Source organism: Desulfuromonas versatilis, assembly GCF_019704135.1.
Lineage (GTDB): Bacteria > Desulfobacterota > Desulfuromonadia > Desulfuromonadales > NIT-T3 > Desulfuromonas_A > Desulfuromonas_A versatilis.
In genome coordinates this window covers 2,942,012-2,962,760 of the sequence record NZ_AP024355.1, presented here as the reverse complement: position 1 = coordinate 2,962,760, position 20,749 = coordinate 2,942,012, and the positions used below count along the sequence as shown (strand labels likewise).

Annotated in this window: 9 protein-coding genes; 5 read left to right on the top strand and 4 right to left on the bottom strand. The window is 66.5% G+C overall.

The window, feature by feature from the left end:
• Positions 1-10 precede the first annotated feature (10 nt).
• From DESUT3_RS13390 to DESUT3_RS13375, 4 genes are all read right to left on the bottom strand, one after another.
• Complete coding sequence (locus tag DESUT3_RS13390) at positions 11-5,515, bottom strand: CxxxxCH/CxxCH domain c-type cytochrome (RefSeq protein WP_221248988.1); 5,505 nt, start codon at positions 5,513-5,515, stop codon at positions 11-13.
• 43 nt (positions 5,516-5,558) lie between these two features.
• Complete coding sequence (locus DESUT3_RS13385; RefSeq protein WP_221248987.1) at positions 5,559-6,362, bottom strand: hypothetical protein; 804 nt, start codon at positions 6,360-6,362, stop codon at positions 5,559-5,561.
• Between the two features lie 36 nt (positions 6,363-6,398).
• Positions 6,399-9,221: an FG-GAP-like repeat-containing protein gene (locus DESUT3_RS13380; protein WP_221248986.1), complete on the bottom strand. Its 2,823-nt coding sequence runs from the start codon at positions 9,219-9,221 to the stop codon at positions 6,399-6,401.
• Between the two features lie 301 nt (positions 9,222-9,522).
• Positions 9,523-10,518, bottom strand: a complete 996-nt coding sequence (locus DESUT3_RS13375; RefSeq protein WP_221248985.1) for a L,D-transpeptidase family protein — start codon at positions 10,516-10,518, stop codon at positions 9,523-9,525.
• A gap of 222 nt (positions 10,519-10,740) precedes the next feature.
• On the opposite strand from DESUT3_RS13375, the gene DESUT3_RS13370 reads away from it, so the two are divergent.
• The 5 genes from DESUT3_RS13370 (at position 10,741) to DESUT3_RS13350 (ending at position 20,682) form a co-directional block, all read left to right on the top strand.
• A complete protein-coding gene (locus tag DESUT3_RS13370; RefSeq protein ID WP_221248984.1) occupies positions 10,741-12,555 on the top strand; it encodes an autotransporter assembly complex protein TamA in 1,815 nt (604 codons plus the stop codon).
• A complete protein-coding gene (locus DESUT3_RS13365; RefSeq protein ID WP_221248983.1) occupies positions 12,549-16,808 on the top strand; it encodes a translocation/assembly module TamB domain-containing protein in 4,260 nt (1,419 codons plus the stop codon). Before DESUT3_RS13370 ends, DESUT3_RS13365 begins: the two co-directional genes overlap by 7 nt.
• Before the next feature lie 548 nt (positions 16,809-17,356).
• On the top strand, positions 17,357-18,301 hold the full coding sequence (locus tag DESUT3_RS13360; protein WP_221248982.1) for a thrombospondin type 3 repeat-containing protein: 945 nt from the start codon (positions 17,357-17,359) through the stop codon (positions 18,299-18,301).
• A 44-nt stretch (positions 18,302-18,345) separates the two neighbouring features.
• A complete protein-coding gene (locus DESUT3_RS21245; RefSeq protein WP_221248981.1) occupies positions 18,346-19,668 on the top strand; it encodes a putative metal-binding motif-containing protein in 1,323 nt (440 codons plus the stop codon).
• Between the two features lie 156 nt (positions 19,669-19,824).
• Positions 19,825-20,682, top strand: a complete 858-nt coding sequence (locus DESUT3_RS13350) for a hypothetical protein (RefSeq protein ID WP_221248980.1) — start codon at positions 19,825-19,827, stop codon at positions 20,680-20,682.
• Positions 20,683-20,749 lie beyond the last annotated feature (67 nt).

Genomic DNA, 20,749 nt, shown 5'->3' with positions numbered 1-20,749 from the left:
AATCCCTCCATTACTTCGGCAACCGGGTGTGGCAGTCGATGCACATGCGGCCTCCCTCTGCCCAGCCGACCGGCTCCTTGTCGAGGCGGGTGTCGACCAGGGTCTGGGTCATCAGGTGACAGGAGACGATGCAGGTCGGGTTGGCCGGGTCCGTGGTGTTGTCGTAGATGCCCGTATTGAAGAGGGTGTCGGGTGACTCGTCATAGGACAGACCGTCCGCGCTCTTGTAGCCGTTGGGGCGATTCCAGCTGACATTGAGTTCCTCGACGTCGGTGATGTCATCGCGCAGCTGCGCCTTGGACTTGATCGTCTGGTCAATGAATTTGACATCGCGATCGCCGTTGACGTGCTTGGTCTTCTTCGCGATTTCCAGGGCCACGTTGCCTTCCCACCGGTCGTCATCCGTGGGGGAGGCTACCGGCGTGTGGCATGCGGCACAGGTTTCACCGAGGGCGTTATAGGGCGCGATGACCGTATCGTTGTGGCAGATGTTGCAGGTGATGACCGTAGAGGTTGCCGGGCTGCCGTTGCCGGCCTCGTTGCCGCCATGGCCGCGAAGTTGATCTCGAGTCCCGGTGAGGCCGGCAGGGATCGGATCGCTGTCGGTTACCGGCAGGAAGCCTTCGAAGCCGGAGTAGACCGCGTCGTAATGGAAGCCCACTTCATGCTCGCGGTGAGCGTTGGTGTCGGGCGAGTTTTTGTGGCAGCCGGCGCACTTGTCCGTCACGCCAATATCACTCCAGGAGCCTCCCCAGGGCGGACTGTCGACGGACGTCCCAGCTCCGTTTGAGTGACAGTAGGTGGCAGTGCAGGTACCAAGGGACATGCCGAGGCCGGCGTCGAGGCTGATGCTGCTGTTGATGTGGTTGCCGATATTGACGCCGTGGCATTTGCCGCAGGCAAAAATGTAGTCATCATCCGTGGTGCTGTCATCCGGTGTGATGTAGCTGGCCGGACTGAAGGTGTCCTTGACATGTTTGCCGTGGGAGCCGGTGTTGGGCACCCCAGTATGGCAGATGCTGCAGTCATCCGAGGTCTGCGGGCTGCGGTTCCACATCGGGGTTTGTACCGCGCTGCCCTGGCCGTTGGAATGGCAGGTTGTGGTGGTGCACTTGCCATACTCGTTCCCTTCGATCCCGGGGTTGCTGCGATCCTGGATCGCCATGTCGCCGCTGTAGCTGATGGCCACTTTAAAGTCGACGTCGCCATCGAGATGGCCTGCACCGTTGGCTGCCATGTGGGCATGGCAGTCGGCACAGAAAATCTGGGAACCGACGAATTGAGCCGTCATTGTCCCTTCGTTGGCCAGGAAATGCTGCAAATGCAGATTGGAGTCGACTGGGAACCCATGGCAGGCCATGCAGAATCCGGCTGTTTTGCCGACCGCCCAGTCGTAGGCCACATCGGGAGCATTCATATTGCCGTCGTTATGGCATTCGTTGGTGCTGCAGGTTTTCGGGCCCGAGGCGTCATAGGTAAAGCTGCGGTTTCCGGACACCAGGAGGGTGCCGTTGATATGGCCGGCGGACGGGGGAAGATTGGTCCCCCAATTCAGCCCTCCGCTATGGCAGTTGTCGCAGGAGAAGTTCCAGGAGCCTCCGGTATGCAGGGTATGGGACGGATCGGTAGTGACATCGACATGGCACATGATGCAGGCGCTCGGCCCCGTGTTGTACCACCCGTAAGTGCCAGCGGCGGTGGTCTTGTTGTTGTGGCAGTCGATGTTGGAGCAGGTGCCGTTGGCGCGGGTGAAGGTCGGGGCGCCGGCGTCGGCGGTGCCGTCCCAGAGTTTCTTGAACTGGGTGACCTCGGCGTCGTCTGCCGGGGTGCTGTTGGCGTGGTCGGCGTCGGCCCCGGGGGTGGCGTGGCAGTAGCCGCAAAGCGCCCGCTGTTTCTGGTCCGAGGTCAGGGCCGGGTTGAGGGTGGTGTTGTCCTTGAGAATATCGTTGTCCGCCGCGCCGCTGGCGGTTTCGCCGTAGACCCGCAGGGCCATGACGACGAGGTGCTTGCCGTGGCGGCCGGCGTCGTTGATGCTTCCGGCGCCATCCGCGCCGCCGACGTTGGCCCCGGGCCAGTAGCTCTGCTCGTCTACGCCGAGCACGTCCCCGCCGTGGCAGTTGTAGCAGGTGGCCTTGAAGGCGAACATGTCGTAGGTCGGGTCGCCGCTGTGGCCATGGCACTGGGTGCACTGGGCGGTCGGGTGGCCATTGGCGCCGAGATCGCTCTTGTACTGGTTGGTCTGGGTGTGGCAGGCGTTGCAGATGCCGTCGCTGCCGGTGATGTTGTCGCGGGCGAAGCCGCCGGGGCCGGCGCCGACGGTGTTGTCGGTGAAAATGATGTCGGTTCCGGTCAGGCTGGCCGGTTTCCCGTTAGCATCGGGGTTGACGGCCAGGCGCCGCTGCACCATCTGGATGCGCACGCCCGGGCCCTCGGTGTCGCCGTGGGGATCGTGGCAGTCCCAGCACCAGCGGCCGGCGTCGCGGTCGCTGCCGTTGTGGCGGGCGCCGCCGTGGTACTTGTCGATCTTCAGCGTCGAGTTCACGCTGGCGTAGTCGCTGCCGGCGGCGTCGGGGTCAACCCCGGCGGAGCCGGTTTCATGACAGCCGAGGCAGGCGCCGTTGAGATCGGCCTTGCCGTTGTCGCGTACCCGGAAGTAGTTGGCCGAGCCGTGGCTGATGCTGCCGTCGTGGCAGTAGAGGCAGGGGTCGGCGTCGGCGCCGCTGGCCGCGGCGATGAAACCCGCACCGTTGTTCCCGGTAACGGGATAGGCGCTGGCGCGGCCGTGGCCCGAGTAGGTCCACTCTTCGGTGTCGACCATGGCCATGGTACCGTTGTCGTAGGTGAAATCATCCTGGTCGCCGGCGGAGCGGGTGTGGCAGTCGGCGCAGCCGAGGCTGTCGCCCCAGACCGGGCTGTTGCCGCCGTGGCAGGAGACGTTGCTGCAGGAATGGGTGCCGGCGGTCCAGCTGGTGATCTTGGCGCCGGCCACGTCGATGGCCTGGTCAAGGTGCTTGGCCGGGGTGCTGCCGTTGATGCTGGTGCCGGCGGTCGAGGTCTGGCTGTGACATTCGCCGCAGGCGTAGCCGCCACCGACCACGTGGGCGCTGTGGCTGTTGGAGTCCACGTTGCCGATGCCGCCGTTGGCATAGGTGGGGTAGGCCTTGCCGGCGCCGTCGCCGTGGCAGTCGTCGCAGCCGGAGAGGTTGGTGGCGCCCCAGGTGTAGCCGGTCTTGTAGACCAGGTTGCCGCTGTTGCCGTTGCTGTGGCAGTAGATGTTGCTGCAGTCGGTTTTTCCGCCGTTGAAGGCGATGCCGATCGCCACCTGGCCGTTGACATGGTTGGCCGGGGTGCCGATGGCGTTGCCCGAGGCGGTGGTGCTGTGGCATTCGCCGCAGGCGATGTTGCGGCCGACCTGGCTGGCGGAGTCGTTGATGTGGGCGCCGTGGCTGCCCGAGCCCATCGGGCTGGCGCTGGCGGCGTCATGCCCGTGGCAGGTGCCGCAGGCCCCGGAGGTGTCCACGTCCCAGTCGGCTTTCGGGGAGGCGTAGGCCCCCTTGCCGTTGGAGTGGCAGTAGACCATGCAGGTGCCGGTGGCCGCGTCGTAAGGGGTGCCTCCCACGGTGAGGGGGATGGCGGCCCCGAAGGTGGCCGCGAAGCTCACATCGGCGCTGTTGTTGATGTGGGTGCCGCCGATGGCCCCACCGGCCAGGACCGTGCTTGAACTGGCGGTGCTGCTGTGGCAGACGTTGCAGGAATAGCCCTTGCCCAGGTGCTTCTGGTGGGTGGCCGAGTTGTCCTTGTTGCTGCTGTTCATGCTGGTGGCGTCGTTGCCGTGGCAGGATTTGCAGCGGTTGTCGGCGCTAAGCCCGCGGATGAGGTCCTTGCCGTTTTCCCAGGCCGGGACGCTGGCCGGCTTCAAGGTGCCGCGGCTGCGCGGGTCGCCGTTGCTGTGGCAGTAGACGTTGGAGCAGCTGCCGTCGTTGCCGGCGGTGACGGTCTTGTCGTAGCCGGGGGAGAGGCTGCCGGCACCGGTGGCCAGGTCATGGGCGGGGGCGATGAACACGTCCTGGAAGGTGCCGCTGTTGTGCGACTTGTTCTTGTGGCAGACGTCGCAGGCGAAATTGTAGTCGGCGCCCCCGGCGTGGCTCAGGTGGGGGGTGTTCGCCTCGTTTTTGTAGATGTTCTGGCCGCCGAACTGGGCGGTGGAATAATCGTTGGCGCCGCTGACCGCGTAGCCGCCGGCGGCCGGGGCCGGCGAGGCGCTCGAGGGCGGGGTGCCGTGGCAGTCGTTGCAGGAGGCGGTGAAGGAGCCGGAGGTGTTGTCGTGGGTGTGGCACGAGGCGCACTCGGCCTGGCCGCCGCTGGGGGTGGCAAGGTCGCCGTAGCCGTTGTGGGGCAGAGCGGGGTCGTGGCAGCGCTGGCAGTACCCGGTTTTGGTGGAGGTGAGCCAGGGGGTGCCTGCCAACTGGTAGCTCAGGCCGGTGACCACGGTGGGGCCGCTGATCCCCTTGCTGGCCGGCATGTGGGACATGTCGGTCTCGTAGCGCAGGACAAAAGCGTTGGTCTTGGTGCCGCCGCCATTGTAGGAATGGCCGCTGTGGCAGTCGAGACAGCCGATGGGATCGCCTTGGACGCCGTGAAGTTTATAGGTGTGGCAGGCCTGGCAGAGGTTGGAGCGCAGCTGGGCTGTCTGGGTCGGCGTGGCGCCGGTGCGGTTCGGTCCGTCGCTGCGCAGCAGCTTGCCGTCGCCGTCGCTGAGGCTGCCCTGGTTGCCGATGCCGTCCGCCGAGGCGGAATCGGAATCGGTCCAGTGCACGCCGTGACAGGTGGTGCAGGTGATGCCGCCGTTGCTCAGGTCGCCGCTGGTCAGCGTCATGTCGCCGCTGACCAGTATGGGGTAATTGAATTTGGGGTTGCCCTGGGCGATGCTCTTGTAATCGACCACCAGGGGATGGGAAAGCACCGCGTCGACGCCGGCGCCGACGTTCCACGGCTTGTGGCAGTCGAGGCAGAAGTCCCCTTCCTGGGTGGGGCGGAGCAGTTTGGAGTTGGTGACCATGTCCTCATGAGGGTTGTGGCAACGGGTGCAGGTCACCTTGCCGTTGGAGGTGCCGTAGCGCGAATAGTAGAAAAGGTTGCTCGGCTTGACCGCCCCGGCGGCAGGCACGACGTCCTTGGGAGCCGCCCAGTTGTGCGAGGTCTGGAAGCTCGGGGAGCCGCCGAGCAGGGGCGAGACTGTCCCCATGGCGTTGCTGGCGTCATGGGGGGAGAACAGGCCGTTGGCGGTCTTCGCGCCGCGCCCATCGGCCCAGGTTGTCACTACCTCCGGGGAATCCTTGTGGCAGCGAAGGCAGATGTTGGTCGCCGCCGTGTTGCCGAGGGAGGTGAAGCTGACGTCAGGCCGGTGGCAGTTCTTGCAATCGAAGGCGTGCATGGGCGTAGCCGCCCAGCCGATTCCCGCTGCCCAAAGTAGCGTTGCTGTCGCCAGTGTTCCAACCAGAAGTCTCACCCTCATGGTTTTTCTCCTGTATCTGAATCGGGGGAGCAGTTTTGCTCCGTTATTTGACATGGCAGGCCAGGCACATCTGGCTGTTGGCATTCGACATTACGAGAAACGGCGTATATTGGTTGTCGCCGGTCCCCGCGCCGAAGGCGTCATAGTCCACGTGGGGGTCGTGGCAGGAAGCGCACTCCACGCGCTTGTCCCCGCCGAAAAACCGGGGACGGTCCCCGGGCAATCCCTCGACATAGGTGACATCGTTGAGCTGGGTGTCGGTGAGGTTGCCCTGGACGAGCGTATAGCTCAGGGAAATCGGGTGATCGTCGGAGAGGTCGTGGGTGAAGCCGTTGAGCGTGCCGGAGTCGTTCCGGCTGTCGCCGACTTTGGGGCCGGGGCTGGAACCCATGCTTACGATGAGCCCGTCGGCGATCATCCCGCTTTCGTTCTCCGGAGTCCCGGTGGGATTCAACCGGTTGACGTTGATGATCTCGTAGACCGAGATGCTGCCGTCATGGCAGGCCAGGCAGAGCAGGGATTCCTTGTTGACCGCCCGGTTGGCATCCGCCACCCCCGCCGCCTGGAGGGTGGCGCTGCTGTAATGGGTGAATGGCGTGCCGGCAAAGGCCGGGTCGGTCAGGTCCTTGTTCCAGAGCGGACCATCCAGGGTGCCACCATGGGGGGTATGGCAGAAAATGCAGATCTGGGACTCGTTCGACTCGTACTGGTACCAGGGGTCCGGGGGATTCGACGAAAGATTGTGCGGCGTATTGGCCACTTTTTGCGGGCCGAGCGCATGCGCGGCGCCGGCAGCTACCAGCAGCGTGACGATTCCCAGAATGATCTTTTTGGCCATTTTACTCATTGCATCTGTCCTGTCTCTTTGGCTCCGAGTCATGGTTTAATTGGCGAATTGCAGCAATTTTTCCAGTTCCCCGGCGGCTGTTGCCAGTTCCGTGCCGGCCGGGGCGTTGGCCAGCAGGTTGGCGGCAGCCCGGGTCGCGGCCTTGTACTGGCCGCTGGCCAGGTGGCTGTCGATGCTCGAGCCCAGCGCCCCGAGTTCTCCGGGTGAGGTTTGCAGCAGCAGGTTGACCTGGGCCACCTTGTCCTTGAGCGCCGCCAGGAAGGAAGGATCGGCGTTGCGCCCGTTGGAGCGTACCCAGATCAACTCGCCCGCGGCGTTGCCGGCCAGCAGGTCCTTGCCCTTGAGCCGGTCGACGTCCAGGGCGAAGAGCCGGGTGCGGCTGCCGAGGTTGAGGCTGCCGAGGGCCTTTCTGGCCCGCTTGCCGGGGGCTTGCTCTTCGGCGAAGGCGGCCTTCGCACCGGCATAGCTGCCGTCGGCCTGGCGGGTGCAGAACAGCAGGTCATCGCCCGCAGCCAGCAGCAGGTCGCGGTTGCCGTCGCCGTCCCAGTCGACGAAGCAGGGCCCCGCCATGGCGCCGGCCGAGTCAACCTGTCCGGCGGCGAGCAGCGCAGGGGCCTGATCGCTGCCGACGTTGCGGAACAGGAACAGCTTGCCGGCGTCGTCGCCGACGACCAGGTCTTTGGCGCCGTCATCGTCGAGATCGATTACCGCGGGGATAGCTCCGCCGGAGACGGCGGCTGCCGGCAGGGGTTGCCCGGCCCCGAAGGCGGGGGCTGCTTCGCTGCCGGTGTTGAGAAACAGGGTGACCGAGCCGTCGGCGCCACCGAGCAGCAGGTCCTTGCGCCCGTCGTTGTCCCAGTCGGCGACAAAGGGGCTGGCCCCGGGGATCAGCGGCAGGCTGACCGGAACCCCCGCCGCGAAGCGCGGCGTGTCGCCCGCCAGGCCCCGGTAGAGGGTGACCGCGCCGGTGGCGTCGCCGACCAGCAGGTCGGTGGTCCCGTCGTTGTCGAAGTCCACCGCGAAGGGCGTGGCGTCGGCCGGCAGGGCCAGTTTCTGATCACCGGCGGTCAAGGAATGGGATTTGGGACCCGCCGGCACCAGGACCGGCACCAGTTCGGCGTAAACCTCGGCGTTTTCCCCCTCGAGGGGATTGATCTGGGCGATGAAGGTCTCGAAGCCACTGCGTTCCACCACCACCGAACAGGGCCCGGCGGGGATGTCGCGCAGTTCGAGGGGGGCCTCGCCGACGAAGCGGCCGGCGTACGCGTAGTTGCCGCCGAGGTAGACCCTGGCCCCGGGCATGTTGGCGCTGACCTTGAGCAGGGTGGTGTCGTACACGAACTGGCCGGCTGAGCTCGGCAGGGAGGCCTCGCCGTGGTTGTCCAGGGCGATGACCCGCCAGAAATAGCTTTGCCCTTCATTCAGGGCAGGGTAGGCGGTCAGGTCGCTGAGCTGGATCGAGGTGGCGTCGAGGAGCTCTTCGGCGTCGTTCAGGGCAAAATCGGCCGAGGGTGAAATCTCCAGTTTGTAGCTGACGCGGTCCGAGGGGTCGGGGTCGCTTGAGGCCTGCCAGTTCAGGCTTTCGGCGCCGCTGCGGGTCTCTCCGCCGAGGGGCGCGACCAGCTCGGGCGCCGTGGGGGCTTCCTGCTGGGCGTTGACCACGAAGCTCTGCAGTCCGCTCCAGTCCGAATAGTCGATTCCGTCAAAGGCGCGCACCCGCCAACTGTAGGCGGCGTTTTCCTCCAGGGGGGAGGAGACCTTCACCGAGGCGGGGTCCTGGGCGGCGGCCACCCCGGTCAGGGTCTGGGCCGTCTGGCCGTTGCGCACCACCTCGATGTCGTAGCTCAGCGGGTCGCCGTCGGCATCGCTGGCGCCGCGGAAGGCCAGGGCCGGAGTGACCGTCGCTACTTCGCCGCCGGCCATCGGCGAGACCGGAGCCGGGACGCTCGGTTTGTTGTTGACGTAGACCGGGTTCTGGCCACCGTCGATGCCGAGGATCTCCACCCGGTTGTCCGCGCAGAGCACGAACAGGCGCTTGGTGGAGGGATCGTAGGCTACATCCCAGGGCGTCATCAGCTGGCCTGCCGCCACGCCTTTCTGTGAATAGGTCAGCAGGTGCGAGGAGGGGAGCCCGACGGCGATAAGGGTCGATTGGCCGTCGTTGAGGAAGTAGCCGCGACCGGCATTGTCGAAGGCCATCCCGGCGAAGGAGTATTGGGTGGCGGTCCCCGCAAAGCCTGCGGTGCTGTTCATGGAGCGCAGGAAGGTGCCGTTGGAGGCAAAGACCTGGATGCGGGGAATGATGGTATTGGTCAGGTAGGTGTCGGAGACGAAAATCTCCCCGGTGGCCCGGTTGACCTCCAGCGAGGCGATGGAGTTGAACTGGCCGTTGCCGCTGCCCTGGCTGCCGAACTGGAGCTGGAGGGCGCCGCTGGGGTTGTAGGAGCGGATGCTGAGCTTCTGGGAGTCGGCAACGAAAATGTAGCCGTCCTTGTCGAGGTCGAGGTCGTAGGCGTAGCCGAACTCGTTCTGCCCGCCGCCGAGGTGGCCGAGCACCGAACCGGTGGCGCCGTCGAGCACGACCACGGCGGTGCGGTTGGACGCGGCGTAGATCTTCGACCCGTCGGGGCTGACGGCGATGGCGCCGGAAAGCTGGGGCACCGGCAGGGAGGCGGCCTGTTTGCCGTAGATGTCGAATTTGACGACCTTGGACTGCCGGGTGTCGGCCAGGTAGAGATTGCCCAGGTCATCCAGGGCGATGCGGGTGGGGACCCCCTGTCCGTAGCGCATCTGCCCCAGGGACTGAATCACCGGTGCGGTGGCGCTTATCGCGGGATTGGGCCATATGACACTGGCCATCAGCGAAATCACCGTGATAAGGCAGATGTTCAAAACGGACCGTTTCATAGTGAGTCCTCCTGAATAATCAAATTCCTGGCCGAGCGGGACAGGTTTGCTGCTCATTTGGGGCCTGATGGAACGCCGGGGTTCCTAGTGGAAACCTTGTTGTTGATACCAATTAATGCAATTTGCTTGCCAGGGGCAGTTGGGGGGCTTGTGCGAGGGACGGAGTCAAGTATTGGCAGGTAGTTGGAGAGGAGAGGGCGGGTGGAGCGGGGAGTTTAATATGGGTTTGAGTCAAAAAACCGGCTGAGGTGATCTACGGATCCCGGAGCGGGGCGGGCAGGGCGGCGACGGATTTGTCGGCGGGGGGCTCGACAGGTTGGGTTTTCTGCCCGCCGACGATCTGTGCGATCATCTGGGGCAGGCCGCGGGCCTGGCGAACCAGGTCGATGAGCAATTGCTGGTCGACGCGCAGGTCATAGCCGAGGGCTTGGGCCTGGCCGGCGATTTCCTCCAGGGGCCCCGCGCTTTTGCCCAACTCGTCCGGGTGGGCCTCGAGGAAGATCCCCTTGTCGTGGACGCCCAGCTTCACGGTCTGGTAGATGATGCGCACCGGGGTGCCGACCTTGACCCGGCCGAACAGGTCGCGGATGTCCTCGGGGTAGAGCCGGATGCAGCCGCTGCTGACCCGCCGGCCGATCCCCAGGGGCTTGTGGGTGCCGTGGATGCCGATCCCCTCGGCGGAGAGCCCGATCCAGAAATCCCCCAGGGGGTTGTCCGGCCCGGGCGGCACCACCGGCGGCAGCTCGGGGCGTTCCTTGCGGATGGAGGGGGGTGGGGTCCAGGAGGGGTTTTCCGCCCGGCTGATCACCTTGTAGAGTCCCTCGGGCGTGTTGCGCCCTTCGCGGCCGATGCCGATGGGGTAGATGCGCACCCGGCGGCTGCCGGCCTCGTCCCAGACCAGGTAGAGGCGCATTTCGGCCAGGTTGATGGTGATGCCGGGTCCGGAGCCGAGGGGCAGAATGGCCGCGTAGGGGAGGATGATCTCCTTGCCGGGCGGGGGGAGCCAGGGGTCGACCCCGGGGTTGGCCCGCACCATGGCCCCGTAGCCGACGCCGGCCCGGCGGGCGAGCTCGATGAGGGTCTCGCCCTGGCCAACCACGTAGGGGAGGTTCTCGCCGACGATCGGGGCGGGCCCCCGGCCGTCGATGATCGAGTCCGCCTCGAGCCGGGGATGCCAGGCCAGCCCATTTCCCGGCAGCAGGAGCAGGGTGAAGATAATAATGCTGATTGCAAGGCCCAGGGGTCGCATCGCGCCATTATAGGTAAAAGCCCCGGAAAAGGGAAACAGTACTTTTTCATCCGGCGCCCCCCTAAGGTGGGAAGCCCCGGTTGGGTTCGCCTCAGCGAGTTTCCAATTCCCGTTTCCTCCATTATCCTATATTCTTGAATGCCAACGACGCCAACGACGCCAACGACGCCAACCCAGGTTGGTGTGCGGTCGGATATTTTGCCCTGTGGGCTCTTCGCTGCCATGGTACGACGCTTATATATAATTGTATCCCTCTGGTCGCTGCTGATCCTCGCCGCCCTGGTTTTGTGGCCCGGCATGGCCGGGGCCCAGATCCCGCTGCTCGAGGATGTGCCGCTGCTCGGGGCGGCCGAGCCGGTTCAGGTGGTCGTCGAGGGCCTCGAGGACGATCTGCTGAAAAACGTCCAAGCCGCCCTGGTGGTCCCATCGGCCCTGGTGCGTGACGGGGTGCCCGACCTGCGCTGGCTCAAGCGCTTCGAGCGCCAGGTGCCGCAGAAGGTCGCCGCGGCCCTGGCCCCCTTTGGCTATTACGATGCCGAGGTGACCACCCGGCTGGAGAAGACCGGCGACAAGCGCTACCTTCTGGAGGTCGAGGTCACTCCCGGCGAACCGGTGCGGGTGACGGAGCTGCATCTGGATATCGAGGGCGCCGGCGCCAACGTCAAGGAACTGCGCGCCCTGGTCGGGAGGTTCCCCCTGGAGCGGGGCGCCGTGCTGCGCCACGACCTCTACGAAAAGGGCAAGGGGGCCCTGAAATCCCGGGCCATCGACCTGGGCTACCTCGATGCCGAGTTCAGCCGGCATGAGGTCCGGGTGCACCGCGGGGAGCGCAGCGCCGAAATCGACCTGGTGCTCGATACCGGGGCCCATTTTCGTTTCGGCGACGTGCTGGTGCATGGCGCGCCCGACTACCCCGAACGTTTTCTGCTGCGTTACCAGGCGTTCAAGCGCGGCGACGACTTCTCCTATGCGCGGCTCGGCCAGACCCAGCTCAATTTCCTCGACTCGGACCGGTTCCGCGAGGTGATCGTCACCCCGCGCAAGGACCTGGCCGAGGACCGGGAAGTCCCCGTCGACATCAAGCTGGTCCCTTCGGCCCGGCGGCGGTTGCGCCCGGGGGTAGGCTACGGCACCGACACCGGGCCGCGGGTCTCCCTCAATTACAAGGACGTCAACCTGTTTCACCTGGGGCACGAGCTGAAGGCCGATCTGCTGATCGCCCAGCTGCGCCAGTCGCTGGTCGGCAGCTACACCATGCCGGGCTACCGCAACATCGAGAGCTTCACCATTTTTCGGGTCGGTTACGAGCACGAGGACATCGACACCTTCGAGACCGAGTCACTGTTCGCCGAGGCCGAGCGGGTGCGGGGCTTCGGCAAGGGGCGGCTGGGGTCGGTCTTTCTGCGCCTGCTCCAGGAGAAATCGAGCATCGGCGAGGAGCAGAACAGCTCGCAGATGATCCTGCCCGGGGTCCGCTTCTCTCGTCGCCGCTACAACGACCCGGTACGCCCCAGCAACGGGTATTTCTACAGCCTGGAGAGCCGCGGCGGCCACCAGGTGCTCGGCTCGGATACCGGGCTGCTGCAGTTTCTGGTGTCGGGCAACGCCCTGGTTTCGCTGCCGGGCCGCCTTTCCCTGATCACCCGGGTCGAGGCGGCGACCAGCCTGCAGAACGAACCGCTGCGCGAATTCCCGGTCTCCCTGCGGTTTTTCGCCGGCGGCGACCAGAGCGTCAGGGGCTACTCGTACAAGTCCCTGGGGCCCGAGGACGACAACGGCGACGTGGTCGGCGGCAAGAACCTCGCCGTGGGGAGCATCGAGCTGGAGCGGGCCATCGGCGAGAGCTGGGGGGTGGCCGCCTTTTACGACGCCGGCAATGCCTTCAATTCCTTTTCCAGCATCAAGTTCTTTCAGGGCGCGGGACTCGGGGTGCGCCGCTACACGGCGGTGGGGCCGATCAAGGTGGATCTGGCCCGCCAGCTCGGGGTGGCCGATCCCTCTCTTAAATTGCATGTGAGCATCGGTTTCGGATGGTAAACCGTCTGGTCAAATACGTCCTCTGGGGCTGCCTGGCCCTGGCCGCCGCGCTGGCCGCCGCGGTCTACTGGCTGCTCTGGACCACCTCGGGGGCCGAGTGGGCGCTGGGGGCCGCTTCGCGCTGGACGCCGCTCGAGATCGCCGCGGGGCGGGTGGACGGCGTTCTGGCCAAGCGGCTGCGCCTCGAGCAGCTCGAGGTCGACTGGCCCCAAGGGGGAGCGAGCGCCGCGCAACTGGAGCTGGACTGGCACCTGGCCGCCCTGCTCCGGGGGCACTTGGAGGTGGAGCAGCTGCGCGGCGCCAAGATCGAGGTGCGCCTGCCGCCGCCCGCGGAGGAACCCCCCGAGCCCCGGGAAAAAGCCCCCTTCGCCTTTTCCTGGCCCCGGCTCTCGGGGCTACCGCTACGCCTGCAGGCGGACATCCGGCGTCTCGATGTTACGGAGCTGATCCTGCGCCCGGCCACCGGCGAACCGCTGGTGATCGAGCGGGCGGCGGTGGCCCTGGGCTGGCACGAGGGGATCCTTTCCGTCACCGGCCTGGAGATCGCCAGCAGCCTCGGTAGTGCTCAGGCGCAGTTGCGCGCCGGTTTCGTCGAGCCGCTGCTGGAACTCTCCGCCGAGGCCACGCTGGCCAGGGCGGCGGCTGGGCTCGATGGGTTCGTGCTTGAGGCCGACCTGCAGGGGGACGAGGGCACGGCCGGGGTGGCCGGGGTCCTGTCCCTCGAGGCGCGCAGCGGCGAGCGGGCCCGCTACCATGCCCAGGCAGAGCTGGCCCTTGCCGCCGAGCGCCTGCGGGTCGCCTCGCTGGCGCTGACCCGGCCGGAGCAACCCGGGCGGGTCGAGATCCGGGGGGACATGACCCTGGAGGCCGATCCCGAGCTGGCCCTCGAGGCGCTGCTGAGCGACCTCGATCTGAAAGAGGAGACCGGCGTCGCCACCGGGGTGAGCGGAACCCTCAGGGTGCAGGGGCGTCCGAGCGGTTACCGGGGGACTTTTGACCTGGCCAACCGGGTAGCGGGGTGGCAGGGGGGAACGCTGGCGGGGAGCCTGGAGGGCGACCTCAGGGGGATCTCGCTGGCCGATCTTCAGGGAAGCTGGCTGCGCGGCGACCTGAGCGGCGCCGTGCGCCTCGGTTGGGCGGAGGGGTTCGAGGCCGCCGGCCAGCTCGCCGGGCGCCGCCTCGATCCCGCGGTCTTCAGCGCCGATTGGCCGGGCCGGGTGAACCTGGAGGTGGATTCGGCAGTGCGGATTCCCCCCGGTGGCCCCCTCGACCTCAGGGCGACAGCCCGTCTGCTCGACAGCCGCCTGCGCGGCAAGGCGCTGACCGGAGATCTCGACGCCCGGTTGCAGGGGCAGCGGCTGGACATCGGGCGGCTCGAACTGCACGGGGACGGCTTCGACCTCTCCGCCGCGGGGCCGCTGGCCGAGCGGGTGGCCCTGGCTGTCGACATCCGCCGCCTGGACGGGCTTTATCCCGCAGCCCAGGGGGCGCTCCAGGCCAAGGGGTGGCTGCGCTGGCGCGATGCCTACCTGAGCGGCGAGCTCGAGGGCCTCGCCCGGGAACTGGCCGGTTTCGGGGTGCGGGCCGAACAGCTCAAGCTGACCCTGCGCCATCAGGGGCGCGGCGCGCCGATCCATATCGACGCCCGCGGGCGCGCGCTGGCCTATGGGGATTACCGTCTCGAGCGGCTTGCCCTTGGGATCGACGGCAGCCTCGCCAGCCACCAGGGACGGCTCGAGCTGGCCTGGGACGGCGGCAACGCCCGGCTCAAAGCCGCCGGTGGCTATCGGGACGGCGCCTGGCACGGCACCCTGGCCGAGGCCGGCGGGGAGGACCGTCGCTTCGGCAACTGGGGGCTGGAGCGGCCCGCGCAACTGGCCGCAGGGCCGCAGCGGCTGTGGCTCGAGGGCCTGGCCCTGGCCAGCCGGCGCGGCGAGACCCTCGCGGCCGACGCCGATCTGTCCCTGCAGCCGTTGCGCGGCCACGCCAGAGTTTCGGCCGGAGGGCTCGACCTGGCCCGGGCCAACCCCTGGCTCGGCCAGCTGGAAGCCAAGGGGCGGGTTTCGGCGGATGCCGAAGTGCTCTGGCCCGAGTCGGGGCCGATGGATATGGCCGGGCGGGTCGATCTCGAGGCCCTGTTGCGGCGCGGTGAGCAGCAGCTGGAAATCAGCCGGGGGAGGGTCGACCTCGATTGGGACGGCCGGGGGCTGATTGCCGGGCTGCGCCTGGTCCTGGGGGGCGGCGAGCGGCTCAGCGCCGATGTCGCCTCGGACCAGCCGGCCCGTTTCGGGCTGCCGGAGCAGGCGGAGTTCGCCGTGGACTGGGACGCCCTGTCCCTGTCCCAGCTGCGCCCCTGGCTCCCCGGGATCGAGCTCGACGGCAGCAGCAGCGGGGATATCCGCGGGCAGTGGCAGGCTTCGGGCGAACTTGAACTCGACGGCACGCTCGGCCTGCAGGGGCGGATCCAGCGGGAGCAGCTGGCTCTGGAGATCTCCCGGGTGCGCAGCGATTTCAGTTGGGGTTCCGCGGGGCTGCTGGTGGAGCTGGATGCGGCCCTGAAGGATGGTGGCCAACTGCGGGCCAGGCTCGACTCAGTCGAACCCGGTCGGCTGCAGCTGCCGCGGCAGGGGGATTTCCGCCTGGACTGGGAGCAGCTCGACCTGGCCCGGTTGCGCCCATTTCTGCCCCGCGAAGTGACCCTGGAGGGTGTGCTGGCCGGGCAGGCCCAGGGGCGCTGGCTGCCGGACGGGAGCCTTGAGGTGACCGGGCGGGCCGGAATTGGCGGGGGCGGGCTGGAGTGGCAGGAGAACGGCGAGGGGAAAATCTCCGCGCAGCTGCGCCAGGCCGAACTGAACTGGGACTGGCGGGGCGCCGCGCTGACGGGCGGACTGGCCCTGGCGCTCTCCGACTACGGAAAGCTTGAGGGGGAATTTCTGCTCCCCCTGGCGGCGCGGCTGCCCGTGGCCATCGACCCGCAGGGGGAGCTGCGGGCCCGGCTCGCCGGCAACATGAACGAAAAGGGGCTGTTGGCCGCGCTGTTGCCGGGAGTGGTGCAGGAGAGCCGCGGGGAGCTCCTGCTCGATCTCGAAATGTCCGGTCCTTGGCGGCAGCCCGGCCTGACAGGGGAGCTGAGCCTGGCCAAGGCCGGCGCCTACCTTCCGGCGGCGGGCATTCAGCTGGAGGGGGTGGGCCTGCGGGCGGGGTTCGCCGGCGAGACCATCCGCATCCAGGCTTTCGAAGCGCGTTCGGGCAAGGGGCGGCTCACCGGGGAGGGCGAGATCCGCCTCAGCGAGTGGCGGCTCGCCGGGTACAAAGCTCAGCTCGGCGGAGACAGATTCCAGCTGATCAACCTGCCCGAGCTGCAGGTGCAGGTCAAGCCCGACCTGCAGCTCGAGGGGGACCTGCGCCATCTCAAAGTCCGCGGCGAGGTGACCCTCCCCGAGGTGCTGGTCACCGGCAAGCAGGGGCGTACTCCGGTGGAGCCGAGCCAGGACGTGATCATCGTCGACGCGGCCCAGCCTACGGACAAGCCCATGCCCCTGGAGCTCGATGTCCGCGTCCGGGTGGTGCTGGGCGACAGTGTGCTGATCAGGCTCGCCGGGGTGGACGCCCGGCTGGCCGGCGCGGTCAACCTCGCCGCCACCGGCCCGGCCGACGTCACCGCCCAGGGGGAGATCAGCGTGGCGCGCGGCTCCTACTCCACCTACGGGGTCAAGCTCAACGTGACCCGGGGCAAGGTGCTGTTCGCCGGAGGGCCCATCGACCGGCCGACCCTCGATGTCCTGGCCCTGCGCACCGTCGGCGAGGTCAAGGCGGGGGTGCGGGTCAGCGGCACCCCCAGGGCGCCGGTGGTGAAGCTTTACTCGGAGCCGGGCATGCCTGACACCGACATCCTCGGCTACGTGGTCCTCGGCCACCCCGTCGGGGCCGACAGCGGCCAGGCGAGCATGCTCATGGTGGCCGCCGGAGCCCTGCTGTCCAAGGGAGAGTCGACGGTGCTCCAGGACCGGCTGCAGCGCCGCCTGGGGCTCGATGTCATCGACATCCAGGCCGGCGACGGCGACGTGGAGTCGTCGATGATCACCCTCGGCAAGTATCTGACCCCCGAGCTGTACATCAGCATCGGCCGGGGGCTGGTGAACAACGCCAACGAATTCCGCCTGCGCTACAGCATCACCCGCCGCTGGGAGCTGGAGACCAACGTCGGGGTAGAAAGCGGCGCCGACCTCTATTACAAGATCGAATTCCAATAAACGTTTCCTCCCCCGCTTCCTGCGGCGCGCGTCGCCATTTTGCGACCGTCCTTTCTTGCCCCAATAGACCCTCTGTCGCCAAGGGGCGACGAGGGTTCAGCCGCCTTCCCGGTTCGCCGAAACTGCTCCCTCCCTGCAAAATATTGATTGAATACCAACCAGTTGGGGCAATTGCTCGAGGTGATACCCTTAGCATTTCCCCCCCGGGCCAATACTCCTGTAAATTTTCCTCTGGTTAAATTACCGGGGGGTGGCGCCCCTCCGCGACACTTTTAATCCCCTCCCGGGGACTTCAGGCCAAAACGGAGCGCCGGGGCTGCCTGCCCAGGAGTATGAAATTGGCCACTTTCAATATTTCTCCGTATCCGCGTCGATGGAAAAAGACCTTGTGGTTTCAAACAATTGAAAAATGCGCAAGTCCTTTCAGGACCAATGAAATCCTGTTTGCTGGCATCCTTTCTGCTGATAGGGGAAGGCGTTGAGAGAAGGTTTCGCCATGCGGCGGACGATATGAACAACCAGTCAACCAGGAAAGGAAGAGAACGCGCATGAAAAAGTGGGTGAGTCTGTTGAGTTTGCTCCTGATGGTCGCCTTGGTCCTCCCCGGAATCCGCGAAGCCCAGGCCAGGGACGGCGAAAGGGAAAACTCCGAAAGAACGTACAGAAACTCCGGTTGGAACGCCAACCTCGTCGCAGCGCAGAGCGACGACGATGACAGCGATGACGATGACAGCGATGACGATGATCGCCCCCGGGTCAGAAGAGATGGCCTGGCGGTAAAAAAACACCGCCGCGCCATGGCCGGCAAGCCGGTCACCGAGGACTGCCTGAAGTGCCACGCCGATTGGGCCGCGGAGCAGCCCCCCGTGGAGCAGCCCCCGGTTGAACAGCCCCCGGTTGAACAGCCCCCGGTTGAACAGCCCCCGGTTGAACAGCCCCCGGTTGAACAGCCCCCGGTGGCCGTCGATAGCGATGGCGACGGCGTGGCCGACGAGCTCGACTCCTGCCAGAATACCCCGGCCAACGAGTTGGCCAACGCCAATGGTTGCTCGGCGTCCCAGCTCGACAGCGACAGCGACGGCGTATCCGATGCCCGCGACCTGTGCCCCGGGACCCCCGCCGGGGATGCCGCCGACGCCAACGGTTGTGGCAACAGCCAGGTGGACAGCGACAACGACGGTGTCACCGATGCCAACGATGCCTGCGCCAACTCCCCCTTCGGCGAGCAGGTCGATGCCGGCGGCTGCAGCGCCAGCCAGCTCGACAGCGACAACGACGGCGTGAACAATGCCCAGGACCAGTGCCCGAACACCGCCGCCGGCGTGGAAGTGGACGCCGTGGGCTGCGAGGTCGTGGCCGCCCCCAGCATCCTCAAGGCCCCCGCGACCACCCTTTGCCGCAGCTGCCACGGCTTCAAGGACCCGGCCAATTACAGCCACTCCTCGCTCCAGTCGCGGCACGGCAACAACTGCTCGACCTGCCACAACTTCTGAGCGGGCCCAAAGGAATCATACAAATTCTTGATCGAGAGGCATAAATGAAAAGAATTCTAGGCATTATCGGCATATTCCTGTTGCTGGCGACCACCGGGCCCAATCTTTCCAACTCCTTCGCCGGAGACTGGTCCTGGTTCCAGAAAAGGCGCAACTTCGGGGACAGCTGGAAGGAGCGGATCGCCAAGGCGAAGCAGCAGCGCGAAGACGACCGCAGCGAAGACGATGACTCCAGCGACGAGGATGGTCCGGTGGAAGAGCCCCCGGTGGATCAGCCCCCGGTGGATCAGCCTCCGGTGGAAGAACCTCCCGTGGAGGAGCCTCCGGTGGAAGAGCCCCCGGTGGTGACCGATGTCGATGGCGACGGGTTTGACGGCCTGGCCTTCGGCGGCGCCGACTGCAACGACGACGATGCCGCCGTCAACCCGACGGCGAGCGAAGTCCCCTACAACGGCGTCGACGAGAACTGCAACGGCATGGTCGACGATGACGACCTGGATCAGGACGGTTTCGTCCAGGCCCAGGACTGCAACGACAGCGACGGGGCGATCAACCCGGCTGCCGCGGAAATCCCCGGCAACAACATCGATGAGAACTGCAACGGCATGGCCGATGACCTGGTGGTTGTTCCCGATCCCGACAGCGACGGCGACGGCGTGATCGACACCGCCGATGCCTGCCCGGCTACCGCTGCCGGCGAGGCGGTGGATGCCCAGGGGTGCTCGGACTCCCAGCGCGACGCGGATGGCGACGGCGTCTCCGATGCCCTCGACCAGTGCCCCGCGACCCCCGCCGGGGTTGCGGTGGACGGCAGCGGCTGCGAAGTGCTGCCCCCGGACAGCGACGCCGACGGCGTGGCCGATGCGGCCGACTCCTGCCCCGACACCCCGGCGGGCCAGAGCGTCAACACCAACGGCTGTTCCGCCTACCAGCTCGACAGCGACGGCGACGGCGTATCCGATGCCATCGACCTGTGCGCCGGTACCCCAGCCGGGGTCGAAGTGGATGGCGAAGGGTGCACCGTCGTGCCGCCCGACAGCGACAACGACGGTGTCATCGACGCCAACGACGCCTGCGCCAACACCCCGTCCGGGCAGAATGTCGACGCCAGCGGCTGCGCCCAGAGCCAGCTCGACAGCGACAACGACGGTGTGAACAATGCCCAGGACCAGTGCCCCGGGACCGCCGCGGGGGCTCAGGTGGACGCGACGGGGTGCGAGATCCCCGTGGTTCAGCCGCCCCCCCATAACCTCAATGCGCCCATGGAGACCCTCTGCGCCAGCTGTCACGGGTACGAAGCTTCCCCCGGGTACAGCAGAATGCACAGTCTCCATAGCTACAGCTGCAGCACCTGCCATAACTTCTAAGCTCCTGTGCTTCAGCAGAAAATGGGCCCACGCCGACCAGGCGTGGGCCTTTTTTTTCATCCACCGCCATGCTTAGGCCATTGTCTTGAGCCCGAAGAATGTATAATGATCCTGAATTCGGGGGATTCAACGAAGTCAAGGGAAGAAAGGTACGGAATGGCCAACAGATCAACTGCAGATTCCCGGGGTACGAGCCCACTCGAGGCCGCAGGGCCGGTGACGCTGGAGATGCAATCCGCCCAGGTACGCCGCCGGCTGTTCGGTGCCTGCCTGACCATCGAGCTGTTGCTGCTGCTGGCCGACGCATTGATCAACTGGGGGCGGCTGATCGACATCGGGCCCATCCGCCGGCTGTTCAATATCGCCAGGGAGGACGGTCTGGCCTCCTGGTTCATGGCCAGCCAGACCTTGCTGGCGGGACTGACCCTCTGGCTGGTGGTCCTGGTGGTGCGGGCCCGGGGGGAGAGTCGCGGCCGGGTGTGGGGGTGGGCATTTCTGGCACTGTTTTTCACCGGGATGGCCGTGGATGACGGCGCCCTGATCCATGAGCGGGTCGGCTCGGCGTTCAAGGCGGTTGTTCTTCCGGGGGAAGGGGACCAGGCCGCCCTGACCTGGGGTGGCAGGCTGCTGGAAATTTTCCCGAGCTACCCCTGGCAATTGCTCTTTCTGCCCCTGCTGGCGGCAGCAGGCCTGTTTCTGCTGGTTTTTCTCTGGCGGCAGCTCAGCCGGAAAGGTGCCCGCTCGGCCCTGCTGTTGGCCCTTGGCTGCCTGGCCCTGGCCGTGGGACTCGACTTCGTCGAAGGGATGAGCGAGGCCCATCCCTGGAACCTGCATGCCTGGATGACCGAGCAGGGCGGCTTCTCCCCGGCGGCGGTCCGGCATTTTTCCAAGGCGATCGAAGAATTTTTGGAAATGCTCGGCATTTCGGTCTTCTGGGCCCTGTTCGCCGATCAGCTGATGCGTCTGGCGAGGGGGGGGCTGCTGCTGATTTTTCGGCACGGCTCCCAAGGGTGAATTTTTACCATTGTCCATTTCTAATGGATGCTCGGGAAAAAGCCGGAAAACCTGTTAAATTAAACAC

What these genes read in the sequence shown, in the direction of transcription:
- DESUT3_RS13380 (WP_221248986.1), bottom strand. Translation starts at nt 9,221, where the DNA reads ATGGCCAGTGTCATATGGCCCAATCCCGCGATAAGCGCCACCGCACCG.
- DESUT3_RS13360 (WP_221248982.1), top strand. Translation starts at nt 17,357, where the DNA reads ATGAAAAAGTGGGTGAGTCTGTTGAGTTTGCTCCTGATGGTCGCCTTG.
- DESUT3_RS13390 (WP_221248988.1), bottom strand. Translation starts at nt 5,515, where the DNA reads ATGAGGGTGAGACTTCTGGTTGGAACACTGGCGACAGCAACGCTACTT.
- DESUT3_RS13375 (WP_221248985.1), bottom strand. Translation starts at nt 10,518, where the DNA reads ATGCGACCCCTGGGCCTTGCAATCAGCATTATTATCTTCACCCTGCTC.
- DESUT3_RS21245 (WP_221248981.1), top strand. Translation starts at nt 18,346, where the DNA reads ATGAAAAGAATTCTAGGCATTATCGGCATATTCCTGTTGCTGGCGACC.
- DESUT3_RS13365 (WP_221248983.1), top strand. Translation starts at nt 12,549, where the DNA reads ATGGTAAACCGTCTGGTCAAATACGTCCTCTGGGGCTGCCTGGCCCTG.
- DESUT3_RS13370 (WP_221248984.1), top strand. Translation starts at nt 10,741, where the DNA reads ATGGTACGACGCTTATATATAATTGTATCCCTCTGGTCGCTGCTGATC.
- DESUT3_RS13385 (WP_221248987.1), bottom strand. Translation starts at nt 6,362, where the DNA reads ATGAGTAAAATGGCCAAAAAGATCATTCTGGGAATCGTCACGCTGCTG.
- DESUT3_RS13350 (WP_221248980.1), top strand. Translation starts at nt 19,825, where the DNA reads ATGGCCAACAGATCAACTGCAGATTCCCGGGGTACGAGCCCACTCGAG.